Raw genomic sequence first — 11,736 nt, 5'->3', positions numbered from 1 at the left:
CTCACAATGCGAGGATGGCTTCGGCGAGAACCTGGTCACTGGCATCCCGGGCTTCCGGCACGCGGGTGCGCAAGGTGTCGAAGGCGGCCTCGAGATGAGCACCACGAATTTCACCATTGCTGGCGACAAAACTGGCCGCATCGTCATGGGCTTCGCGGACGATTTTCGAATCACGGATGGACGTGGTGGTGTCGGAGGTGAAATCGATCGTGCGCTGGGAGGCGCGAACGATGATGTTACTGGTGGCTACCAGGGTTTGTGCCTGGGCCACATCGGCCAAAACCAACAGGCCGAGGGCGGCAGCAATCAGCGGGCTACGCATGGAACGACTCCGGAAAAATAAGGATAACTATTGGACGAGAATTGCTTGTGCCAGTTCAAGGTCGCTGGCATGAAGTTTTGGCTGGGTCCGGCGCAGGTAGTCCAGGGCCGATTCCAGTTGTGCACCTCGCAACTGCCCGTCGCTGGCAATGAAGGCCGCAGCGTCATCACGAGCGGCGACGATCAGTTTATGGTCGAAGGGCGCGGACGTCACCATGCTCGTGGCATAGCCGCTGACCACTACTTGCTGGGTAGACACATCGAAGGCATGGGCCGGCACGGACCAGCAAGAAACGACGAAGAAAGACGCGATGAACAGATCTGAGTAAAAACGCATGGGACTCGACGGTTGATGGCGAGCCTGAAGGCTAGCGCAAACCTGCGGGCCAGAGCCAGTGCTGAAACATCGGAACACCAATTGGCGCCCGATGTTTCATGTTGCATCAGATCACCAGGATGGCCTGGGCCAGCTGCGCATCGGTGGCGTTGAGTTGCGGTGCCTGTTGGCGGATGTAATCCAGGGCACTTTCCAGTTTCACACCACGGATGGCGCCTTCGCTGGCTACGAAGCTGGCAGCGTCGTCACGGGCGGCTTGAACGATTTTGTTGTCACGCAATGACGAGGTTGCATCGGAAGTCACGTCGGACGTGGCTTTGAGCGCTCCGACGAGGGAGTCAGTGGTCACAATGAAGCTGCTGGCGTTGGAATGGGCGGCTACGGCCAGGAGAGCAGCTGCGCTGAGCAGGCGAAGACGGATCATGATGAAACTCCTTGAATGAGGGTGATGCCGGTGCGTGTAGCTGGAAGAGGAGACGCATGTTCGACTCGCTTCGCCACGTTCGCCTCGATATTAGGACAGGAACGCGTTGGCTGACAGCCCTTGCGAGTCACTGTAGGACGCTTGCATGGAGTTGTTACGGTTCAAGCATAACTGTACTGGTATGTTTTTGTTTTTATGGGAACTGTTATTTTCCTCCGGACATCCCTAAAAATCGGGGCCCGGAAACGACAAGACCCGTCGCGGTTATCCGCGACGGGTCTTGTTTGTTCAATTCGGTGCTGGCAGTGGACCCGGTGGGTCAGGGCCAGCGACGCTGAGTTAGCGCCAGAACGGCTTGCTCAGCTCTTCGTAGCGTTGTGCTTCGCTGATACCGGCATCAGCCAGCAGGCGCGAATCCAGACGAGCCAGTTGGTGACGGCTGGCGATGCGGCGCTGCCACAACATCAGGTTGGCGATAACGCGAAGAGGCAGGGAAGCCTGGTTTTTTTCAGCTTTGTCTTCGAAAAACAGCTCGGAACTGAGTGTACGTTCCATGGTTGACATCCTTCCGCTTGTGGCGGGATTAGGTAGTGGTTTAACTGGTGCCCATGATCCTCTCGTTTGGCCAGTCTCTCTAGATACAGTTCACCTGTATTGTGAGAGACCAGTTAACTGTTAAAGAGCGGTGTACTGGTCGATATTGAAGCAACTGTACCTGTCTGCACGTTATTGGTGCAATTTTATGCATTGCTGGCAGTTTTGAGGGAAAAGACTGTAGGAAAACACCGGTACAGCAGTACAGTTTTTGACGCAATGGAAGCGAATGGCAGGCTGCAACCAAAACTGTATTTGCGGTAACGGTGATCGAGCTGTATCAGACGGCCAACATGCGCCCGGTTTCTTCCAGGTTCAGGTGCCAACTCAGTGCATCGCGCAGGATATGCGGGGTATGCCCGCCCAAGGCGCACGCGGCGTCGAAATAGTCATTCAAGGCCTGGCGATAGGAAGGGTGCACGCAATTGTCGATGATCACGCGTGCCCGCTCCCTCGGCGCCAGGCCCCGCAGGTCGGCCAGGCCGATCTCGGTCACCAGGATGTCAACGTCATGTTCGGTATGGTCTACATGGCTGACCATTGGCACGACACTGGAAATGGCGCCGCCCTTGGCAATCGACTTGGTAACGAAGATCGCCAGGTGGGCGTTACGGGCGAAGTCCCCCGAACCGCCGATGCCGTTCATCATCCGCGTGCCGCAGACATGGGTGGAGTTGACGTTGCCGTACAGGTCGAACTCCAGCGCGGTGTTGATACCAATGATGCCCAGGCGGCGCACCACTTCGGGATGGTTGGAAATTTCCTGGGGGCGCAGGACCAGTCTGTCCTTGTACTTCTCCAGGTTCCCGAAGACGTCGGCATTGCGTCGACCCGACAGGGTGATCGAGCTGCCAGAGGCGAAACTCAGCTTGCCGGCGTCGATCAAGTCAAATGTCGAATCCTGCAGGACCTCGGAATACATGGTCAGGTCTTCGAACGGGGAATCGATCAGTCCGCACATCACGGCGTTGGCGATGTTGCCAATTCCGGCCTGCAACGGCCCGAGCTTATTGGTCATGCGTCCAGCCGCGACTTCCTGCTTGAAGAAGTCGATCATGTGATCGGCAATGGCCTGGGTGTCGCTGTCGGGTGGCGCGACGGTCGAAGGCGAGTCCCCCTGGTTGGTAATGACAATGGCCGCAATTTTTTCCGGCGGGATCGGGATCGCGGGACTGCCAATGCGGTCGTCGACTTTCACCAGGGGAATCGGCGTGCGGGTAGGGCGATAGGTCGGGATATAAATGTCGTGCAGCCCTTCCAGGTTCGGGTTGTGGGCCAGGTTGATCTCGATGATCACTTGCCGGGCGAAGATGGCGAAACTGGCCGAGTTGCCCACCGACGTGGTCGGTACGATATGCCCTTGCTCGGTGATGGCTACTGCTTCGATCACGGCAATATCAGGCAGCTTGAGCTGGCCGTTGCGCAGTTGTTCGACGGTTTCCGAGAGATGCTGGTCGATGAACATCACCTCGCCCGCGTTGATCGCCTTGCGCAGCGTGCTGTCGACCTGGAACGGCATGCGTCGTGCAAGTACACCGGCTTCGGTGAGCTCCTTGTCGAGGTCGTTGCCCAGGCTCGCGCCGGTCATCAGGCTGATTTTCAACGGCGTGACCTTGGCGCGCTCAGCCAGGGCGTGGGGCACTGCTTTCGCTTCTCCAGCGCGGGTAAAACCGCTCATGCCGACAGTCATGCCGTCCTGAATAAACAAGGCTGCTTCGGCAGCGCTCATCACTTTGTTCAATAACGAAGGCAGGCGGATGCGATCACGGTACATAGGGGTTATCTCGGGCTGGAAGGCAAGATGCGCAGTCTAGTGAATTAGCGCTGTGCCCGACCCGCTACAAAGGTCGCATTTTAGGCGTCTATTACGGGCGTTTCAGGCAAAACATCATTACCGGATCGGTAATATTTTGCCTTGATACAAATCAAAACGCCCCGACAAGTCGGGGCGTTTTTGAGTGAAACAGCGATGGGGTTATTCCACGGCTTTGACCATATCCTCGATGACCTTCTTGGCGTCACCGAACACCATCATGGTCTTGTCGAGGTAGAACAGCTCGTTGTCCAGGCCGGCATAGCCGCTGGCCATGGAGCGCTTGTTGACAATGATGGTCTTCGCCTTGAAGGCTTCGAGGATCGGCATGCCGGCAATCGGCGATTTCGGATCGTTCTTCGCCGCTGGGTTGACCACGTCGTTGGCGCCCAGTACCAGCACCACGTCGGCCTGACCGAACTCGGAGTTGATATCCTCCATCTCGAACACCTGGTCGTAAGGCACTTCGGCCTCGGCCAGCAGGACGTTCATGTGCCCTGGCATGCGACCGGCCACCGGGTGGATCGCGTATTTAACGGTCACGCCATGGTGGGTCAGCTTCTCGGTCAGCTCTTTCAGCGCGTGTTGCGCCCGGGCCACCGCCAGGCCGTAGCCTGGAACGATGATCACCGTGTCGGCGTTGGTCAGCAGGAAGGTTGCGTCGTCAGCCGAGCCGGATTTCACTGGACGGGCCTCCTTCGAGCCTGCCGGGCCAGCAGCATCCGCGGTGTTGCCGAAACCGCCGAGCAGCACGTTGAAGAACGAACGGTTCATCGCCTTGCACATGATGTACGAGAGAATCGCACCGCTCGAACCCACCAGCGAACCGGCAATGATCAGCATCGAGTTGTTCAGCGAGAAGCCGATACCCGCCGCTGCCCAACCGGAGTAGCTGTTGAGCATCGAGACCACCACCGGCATGTCCGCGCCGCCGATCGGGATGATGATCAGTACACCCAGGACAAACGCCAGGGCCAGCATCAGGGCGAACGCGCCGAGGTTGCCGGTAAACATGAAGGTCAGGCCCAGGCCCAGCGTTGCCAGGCCCAGAATCAGGTTGAGCTTGTGCTGGCCACCAAACTGTACCGGTGCGCCCTGGAACAGGCGGAACTTGTACTTGCCCGAGAGCTTGCCGAACGCGATCACCGAGCCGGAGAAGGTGATTGCACCGATGGCGGCGCCGAGGAACAGCTCCAGACGGTTACCCGCCGGAATCGAATCCCCCAACTGCTTGACGATGCCCAGCGATTGCGGCTCGACGACCGCCGCGATGGCAATGAACACCGCCGCCAGGCCGATCATGCTGTGCATGAAAGCCACCAGTTCCGGCATCTTGGTCATCTCGACGCGCTTGGCCATGATCGAGCCAGCAGTACCGCCGACCAACAGGCCGACGATGACGTAGCCAATGCCGGCGGTTGCCAACTCGGCACCTAGTTTATAGATGAGACCCACGGTGGTGAGCACCGCCAACGCCATCCCGAGCATGCCGAACAGGTTGCCGCGGCGGGAGGTGGTGGGGTGCGACAGGCCTTTGAGGGCCTGGATAAAGCAGATGGACGCGATCAGGTAGAGCGTCGTTACCAGGTTCATGCTCATTACTTGGGCGCCTCTTCTTTTACGGCTTTCGGGGCTTTTTTCTTGAACATCTCAAGCATGCGGCGCGTCACCAGGAAGCCACCGAACACGTTCACCGCGGCCAGGGCCACGGCGAGGGTGCCCATGGTCTTGCCCAGCGGCGTTACGGTCAGCGCTGCAGCGAGCATGGCGCCGACGATCACGATCGCCGAAATGGCGTTGGTCACCGCCATCAATGGCGTGTGCAGCGCGGGCGTTACGTTCCAGACCACGTGATAACCGACATAAATGGCCAGCACAAAGATGATCAGGTTGTAGATACCGGGGGAGATGAGCTCTTCCATTGTCTGAATCCCTGCTTAGGCGTTTTTGCGGATGACCTGGCCGTCGCGGCACATCAGGCACGCGGCGACAATGTCGTCTTCCAGGTTCACGTCGAACTGACCTTCCTTGGTGAAGACCAGCTTCAGGAAGTCCAGCAGGTTACGGGCGTACAGCGCCGAAGCATCGGCCGCGACTTCGCCGGCCAGGTTGGTCGGGCCGGCGATGGTGACGCCGTTCTCGATCACCACCTGATCAGCCACGGTCAGCGGACAGTTGCCACCCTGGGCTGCCGCGAGGTCGATGACCACCGAGCCGGGTTTCATCTGCGCGACGGTTTCAGCACTCAGCAAGGTCGGTGCCTTGCGGCCCGGAATCAATGCGGTGGTGATGACGATGTCGGCCTGCTTGGCGCGCTCATGCACCGCCTGGGCCTGGCGCTGCATCCAGCTGGCCGGCATGGGCCGGGCATAACCGCCGACGCCGACCGCGCATTCACGCTCTTCGTCGGTCTCGTAAGGCACGTCGACGAACTTGGCGCCGAGGGATTCGATTTGCTCCTTCACCGCAGGACGCACGTCCGATGCCTCGATCACCGCTCCGAGACGCTTGGCCGTGGCAATTGCCTGCAGCCCCGCCACGCCGGCGCCAAGGATCAATACCCGCGCCGCTTTCACGGTCCCGGCGGCAGTCATCAGCATCGGCATGAAGCGCGGATAGTAATGAGCGGCCAGCAGCACCGCTTTGTAGCCGGCAATGTTCGCTTGAGACGACAGCACATCCAGGCTCTGGGCGCGGGACGTACGTGGCGCGGCCTCAAGGGCGAAAGCGGTAATGCCGCGTTCGGCCAGCTTGGCGATGGTTTCGTTGTTGAACGGATTGAGCATGCCCACCAGAACGGTGCCGCTCTTGATCAGTGTCAGTTCGCTGTCGCTGGGAGCGATCACCTTGAGGATCAGCTCGGCCCCGAATGCATCACTGGCGCTGCCAATGGTTGCGCCCGCTGCCTCATAGGCACTGTCGATAACGCTGGCCTTGATACCGGCGCCGCTTTGGACAGTGACTTTATGGCCTTGGCCGATCAACTTCTTGATGGTTTCCGGGGTAGCAGCAACCCGTGTTTCACCCGTTTGGGTTTCGAGGGGAACACCAATGTGCACGTCAAATCTCCTGCGTGATCTTATTGAGTAAACCCAGGCACTTCGGATGGTGCGGCTGGGGCGGCCGATCAGCACGATCCCGCCAAACCAGGCGGGGCGCGGCATTTTGCAGGCGAAAATTCAGCCCTTCAAGGGATTATGATGGGTGACGGAAAATTAACTACAAGTCACCCTGTGACCGAATGTCGCAATTATCGATCGGCAGCCCTTGTGGGCCGTGCTTTCCAAGGATTTAGGTTCAAATTGACAATTCTTCCCATCGGCCAGATGAATAAGCGCTGATGCGCTGCGCGATATGGCTCTAAGCCATGTATTTAGACGCTTTGGAGACTACTGCACGGGTTTCATAACAGATTGACTGAATGCGACATAAACTTATATCTGTAGCGACTTTTGTTAGTTGACTACCTAAGTAGGATTTTTGCTTTCCCTTATTAATCAAGGTGATAGCTCGTGGCTTGTTTCACCAGCCAATCACGAAAAGCTCGAAGAGAGGCAGATTCGACCTTTCGCTCTGGAATCATCAGGTAGTAGGCCTTGATGCTCGACAGTGCGTTACGGTTGGCCACGACCAAACGTTGCTCTGCAAGCTCGCGCTGAATCAAAAAGGGCGGAATCAGCGCAACGCCCATGTCGTGCATGGCCGCTTGGGCGAGCATGGAGAATAGTTCATAACGAGGGCCTGTCAGGTCTCGTGCGATGTTCAGGTTCTGAGCGTTGAACCACTGGCGCCACGCATACGGGCGAGTGGTCTGCTGGAGCAAGGGCAAATCGGCAATGGCCTCCGGTGTCAGGCTCTTCCGGTCACCCAGTAAGGCAGGGCTGCATACCGGCATCGGATTTTCGCCCATCAGCTTGTGGGATTCGGTACCGGACCAGTCCGCGTCGCCAAAGTAGATGGCGGCGTCAAACTCTGTGTCCGCAAAGAGAAAGGGGCGTGTGCGGTTGGTCAGGTTGACGGTGACTTCCGGATGCTGCTGCTGGAAGTCCTTGAGACGTGGCAGCAGCCATTGGGTGCCGAAGGTCGGAACCACGGCCAGTTCAATCACGTTCGCGCCGGTGTGCCCCATCACGGAAAGTGTGTCGCGCTCGACGGCATCCAGTTGGGTGGCAACCCGGCGGCTGTAGGAAAGACCCGCTTCGGTCAGTTTGACCCCACGGCGCGAGCGTCGGAAAAGCTCGACGCTGAGGAAATCCTCCAGGCTGGCGATCTGTCGGCAGATAGCGCCTTGCGTGAGGGAAAGCTCCTGTGCCGCCTTGGTGAAGCTTTCATGGCGTGCGGCAGCCTCGAAACTGACCAGGGCGGCGGTACTGGGGATTTTGCGGCGCATGTACGTATGCCTCACTCAATAGCTGCTTAAACAGGGTTTACGGCGATTACGGAGTGAGAAATTAGCACAGCATAGTGCGTAATCCTCGTTTGCCCTTGTAGGAAACCGCGCCTAGGATCAATCCACGATTTTCATTTAATTGGCGAGGACTCTTTCATGGCCGGCAAAGCGAGCTTCAACTGGATCGATCCATTGTTGCTGGATCAGCAGCTCACCGAAGAAGAACGCATGATTCGCGACACTGCCGAGCAGTTCGCCCAGCAGAAACTGGCACCGCGAGTGCTGGAGGCGTTCCGCCATGAGAAAACCGACCCGGCGATTTTCCGCGAGATGGGTGAGGTGGGCCTGCTGGGGGCAACCATTCCTGAGCAGTACGGCGGCAGCGGGCTGAACTACGTCAGCTACGGCCTGATCGCTCGCGAAGTGGAGCGCGTCGACTCCGGTTATCGCTCGATGATGAGTGTGCAGTCCTCGCTGGTCATGGTGCCGATCAATGAATTCGGGACTGAAGCACAAAAGCAGAAGTATTTGCCGAAGCTGGCGTCTGGCGAATGGATCGGCTGCTTTGGTCTGACCGAGCCGAACCATGGGTCAGACCCAGGCGCGATGATTACTCGTGCACGCAAAGTGGAAGGTGGCTACAGCCTGACGGGCAGCAAGATGTGGATCACCAACAGTCCGATCGCTGATGTCTTTGTCGTCTGGGGCAAGGACGATGCTGGCGATATCCGCGGTTTCGTTCTTGAAAAAGGCTGGAAGGGGCTGAGCGCGCCGGCGATCCATGGCAAGGTCGGGCTTCGCGCTTCGATCACCGGCGAAATCGTCATGGACAATGTATTCGTCCCGGAAGAGAACATTTTCCCCGATGTCCGTGGCCTGAAGGGCCCGTTTACTTGCCTGAACTCAGCGCGCTACGGGATCTCCTGGGGCGCTTTGGGAGCCGCTGAATTCTGCTGGCACACCGCTCGCCAGTACACGCTGGATCGCCAGCAGTTCGGTCGTCCGCTCGCGGCCAATCAGTTGATCCAGAAGAAACTGGCCGACATGCAGACTGAAATCACGCTTGCGCTGCAGGGGTGCCTGCGTTTGGGGCGTATGAAAGATGAGGGCACGGCGGCAGTCGAGATTACCTCGATCATGAAGCGAAACTCCTGCGGCAAGTCCTTGGATATTGCTCGGATGGCGCGGGACATGCTGGGCGGCAACGGTATTTCCGATGAATTCGGTATCGCTCGTCATCTCGTGAACCTGGAAGTCGTGAACACCTACGAAGGCACGCACGACGTTCATGCGCTGATCCTGGGGCGTGCGCAAACCGGTATCCAGGCGTTCTATTAATAGGAGAACGGTCATGGGCGCGCTTTCGCATCTGCGGGTATTGGATTTATCGAGGGTCTTGGCCGGGCCGTGGGCCGGACAGATCCTGGCGGACCTGGGGGCTGACGTCATCAAGGTCGAGCGTCCCGGCAATGGTGACGATACGCGCGCCTGGGGGCCGCCCTTCCTGAAGGATGCCAGAGGCGAGAACACGACCGAAGCTGCCTATTATCTGTCGGCCAATCGCAACAAGCAGTCGGTGACCATCGATTTTACGCGGCCAGAGGGTCAGCGGCTGGTGCGGGAGCTGGCGGCCAAGTCCGATATCCTGATCGAGAATTTCAAGGTGGGCGGCCTGGCCGCGTATGGCCTGGACTATGACTCGCTGAAGGCGATCAATCCGCAATTGATCTACTGCTCGATCACCGGGTTCGGACAGACCGGCCCTTATGCCAAGCGCGCCGGGTATGACTTCATGATCCAGGGGCTGGGGGGCTTGATGAGCTTGACCGGCCGCCCAGAGGGGGATGAGGGCGCGGGGCCGGTGAAGGTGGGGGTTGCGCTGACGGATATCCTCACGGGGTTGTACTCGACGGCTGCCATTTTGGCGGCGCTGGCTCATCGGGATCATGCCGGCGCAGGGCAGCACATCGACATGGCCTTGCTGGATGTCCAAGTGGCTTGCCTGGCTAACCAGGCGATGAACTACCTGACTACGGGCAATGCGCCGAAGCGGCTGGGCAATGCTCATCCGAACATCGTGCCTTATCAGGATTTTCCTACGGCTGACGGCGACTTCATCCTTACTGTGGGTAATGACGGCCAGTTCCGCAAGTTCGCTGAGGTGGCCGGGCAGCCGCAGTGGGCTGATGATCCGCGTTTTGCCACGAACAAGCTGCGGGTCGCAAACCGTGCGGTATTGATTCCGTTGATCCGCCAGGCCACGGTGTTCAAGACCACCGCTGAGTGGGTGGTCCAGTTGGAGCAGGCAGGTGTACCGTGCGGGCCAATCAACGACCTTGCCCAAGTGTTTGCCGACCCTCAGGTGCAAGCGCGTGGATTGGCAATGGAATTGCCTCATCTATTGGCCGGTAGCGTGCCGCAGGTGGCCAGCCCGATTCGACTGTCCGAGACGCCGGTGGAGTATCGCAATGCGCCCCCTTTATTAGGGGAGCATACGCTGGAGGTATTGCAGCGAGTGTTGGGGTTGGATGAAGCGGCAGTGGCGGCATTCAGGCAGGCTGGGGTTCTTTGAGCGTTCTCTTCTATATAGAGGGGTTTTTAAAGGGGGATTTCCGGTGCTGCGCAACTTATTGATAGAAAAGCGAAATTAGGGGTTGACGGCAGATTCTGGAAGTCTATAATTCGCCCCACTTCCGGCGCAGTCGAAACGGAAAACTCCTTAAGATTCAATGAGTTAAGTAGGTTTCGAAGATGCAGGGCTTCAGTTCATCGAAGCTTGGAAGGAGCAGATAGAGCGGTGATGTTTGGCTCTATCGGCGGTTCGATCTTCTCGGTCGAAAGCGGTGAAAAAGAGGTGTTGACAGCAGCGAGTAACGCTGTAGAATTCGCCTCCCGCTAACGAGAGATCGGAAGCGCAAGTGGTTGAAGTTGTTGATGTTTCCGAAGCGAAACTTTGAAAACTTCTTAAAATAACCGCTTGACAGATACACGGGGCGCTGTAGAATGCGCGCCTCGGTTGAGACGAAAGACTCAGTCAACCGCTCTTTAACAACTGAATCAAGCAATTCGTGTGGGTGCTTGTGGAGTCAGACTGCTAGTCAACAGATTATCAGCATCACAAGTTACTCCGCGAGAAATCAAAGATGTAACCAACGATTGCTGAGCCAAGTTTAGGGTTTTCTCAAAACCCAAAGATGTTTGAACTGAAGAGTTTGATCATGGCTCAGATTGAACGCTGGCGGCAGGCCTAACACATGCAAGTCGAGCGGTAGAGAGGTGCTTGCACCTCTTGAGAGCGGCGGACGGGTGAGTAATGCCTAGGAATCTGCCTGGTAGTGGGGGATAACGCTCGGAAACGGACGCTAATACCGCATACGTCCTACGGGAGAAAGCAGGGGACCTTCGGGCCTTGCGCTATCAGATGAGCCTAGGTCGGATTAGCTAGTTGGTGGGGTAATGGCTCACCAAGGCGACGATCCGTAACTGGTCTGAGAGGATGATCAGTCACACTGGAACTGAGACACGGTCCAGACTCCTACGGGAGGCAGCAGTGGGGAATATTGGACAATGGGCGAAAGCCTGATCCAGCCATGCCGCGTGTGTGAAGAAGGTCTTCGGATTGTAAAGCACTTTAAGTTGGGAGGAAGGGCATTAACCTAATACGTTAGTGTTTTGACGTTACCGACAGAATAAGCACCGGCTAACTCTGTGCCAGCAGCCGCGGTAATACAGAGGGTGCAAGCGTTAATCGGAATTACTGGGCGTAAAGCGCGCGTAGGTGGTTCGTTAAGTTGGATGTGAAAGCCCCGGGCTCAACCTGGGAACTGCATTCAAAACTGTCGAGCTAGAGTATGGTA

General features: G+C 57.7%; 11 protein-coding genes and 1 rRNA gene (1 of these 12 cut by a window edge). 3 read left to right on the top strand and 9 right to left on the bottom strand.

The window, feature by feature from the left end; genetic code table 11:
- Window position 1: 1 nt before the first annotated feature.
- The 9 genes from J3P88_RS29575 to J3P88_RS29535 form a co-directional block, all read right to left on the bottom strand.
- Window positions 2-322 (bottom strand): DUF2388 domain-containing protein, encoded by a 321-nt coding sequence (locus J3P88_RS29575; RefSeq protein WP_186708198.1) that lies wholly within the window; start codon window positions 320-322, stop codon window positions 2-4.
- Window positions 323-349: 27 nt separating this feature from the next.
- Window positions 350-658, bottom strand: a complete 309-nt coding sequence (locus J3P88_RS29570) for a DUF2388 domain-containing protein (RefSeq protein ID WP_186708196.1) — start codon at window positions 656-658, stop codon at window positions 350-352.
- Window positions 659-764: 106 nt separating this feature from the next.
- Window positions 765-1,082, bottom strand: coding sequence for a DUF2388 domain-containing protein (locus J3P88_RS29565; protein ID WP_186708194.1), 318 nt, complete (start codon window positions 1,080-1,082; stop codon window positions 765-767).
- 339 nt (window positions 1,083-1,421) lie between these two features.
- Window positions 1,422-1,637: a DUF1127 domain-containing protein gene (locus J3P88_RS29560; protein WP_003187014.1), complete on the bottom strand. Its 216-nt coding sequence runs from the start codon at window positions 1,635-1,637 to the stop codon at window positions 1,422-1,424.
- Between the two features lie 319 nt (window positions 1,638-1,956).
- A complete protein-coding gene (locus J3P88_RS29555; RefSeq protein WP_434573213.1) occupies window positions 1,957-3,450 on the bottom strand; it encodes an acetyl-CoA hydrolase/transferase family protein in 1,494 nt (497 codons plus the stop codon).
- Window positions 3,451-3,651: 201 nt separating this feature from the next.
- Window positions 3,652-5,088 (bottom strand): NAD(P)(+) transhydrogenase (Re/Si-specific) subunit beta, encoded by a 1,437-nt coding sequence (locus tag J3P88_RS29550; RefSeq protein ID WP_186708190.1) that lies wholly within the window; start codon window positions 5,086-5,088, stop codon window positions 3,652-3,654.
- On the bottom strand, window positions 5,088-5,411 hold the full coding sequence (locus J3P88_RS29545; RefSeq protein WP_003187010.1) for an NAD(P) transhydrogenase subunit alpha: 324 nt from the start codon (window positions 5,409-5,411) through the stop codon (window positions 5,088-5,090). The genes J3P88_RS29550 and J3P88_RS29545 overlap by 1 nt, the downstream gene beginning before the upstream one ends.
- A 15-nt stretch (window positions 5,412-5,426) precedes the next feature.
- The gene (locus J3P88_RS29540) at window positions 5,427-6,548 is read right to left on the bottom strand and encodes a Re/Si-specific NAD(P)(+) transhydrogenase subunit alpha (protein WP_434573210.1); all 1,122 of its coding nucleotides are present in this window, start codon (window positions 6,546-6,548) and stop codon (window positions 5,427-5,429) included.
- Between the two features lie 434 nt (window positions 6,549-6,982).
- The gene (locus J3P88_RS29535) at window positions 6,983-7,879 is read right to left on the bottom strand and encodes a LysR family transcriptional regulator (RefSeq protein WP_186730262.1); all 897 of its coding nucleotides are present in this window, start codon (window positions 7,877-7,879) and stop codon (window positions 6,983-6,985) included.
- 156 nt (window positions 7,880-8,035) lie between these two features.
- Here J3P88_RS29535 and J3P88_RS29530 point away from each other — a divergent pair, with 156 nt between their 5' ends.
- The 3 genes from J3P88_RS29530 to J3P88_RS29520 form a co-directional block, all read left to right on the top strand.
- Window positions 8,036-9,217 (top strand): acyl-CoA dehydrogenase, encoded by a 1,182-nt coding sequence (locus J3P88_RS29530; RefSeq protein WP_014335919.1) that lies wholly within the window; start codon window positions 8,036-8,038, stop codon window positions 9,215-9,217.
- Window positions 9,218-9,230: 13 nt separating this feature from the next.
- Window positions 9,231-10,451: a CaiB/BaiF CoA transferase family protein gene (locus tag J3P88_RS29525; protein ID WP_434573207.1), complete on the top strand. Its 1,221-nt coding sequence runs from the start codon at window positions 9,231-9,233 to the stop codon at window positions 10,449-10,451.
- Between the two features lie 628 nt (window positions 10,452-11,079).
- Window positions 11,080-11,736 (top strand): 16S ribosomal RNA (locus tag J3P88_RS29520); it runs 880 nt beyond the window's last position.

Source organism: Pseudomonas sp. Z3-6, assembly GCF_051131985.1.
Taxonomy (GTDB): domain Bacteria; phylum Pseudomonadota; class Gammaproteobacteria; order Pseudomonadales; family Pseudomonadaceae; genus Aquipseudomonas; species Aquipseudomonas zanjanensis.
The sequence above is the reverse complement of the archived record's forward strand: the minus strand, read 5'-3'. Positions and strand labels throughout refer to the sequence as shown.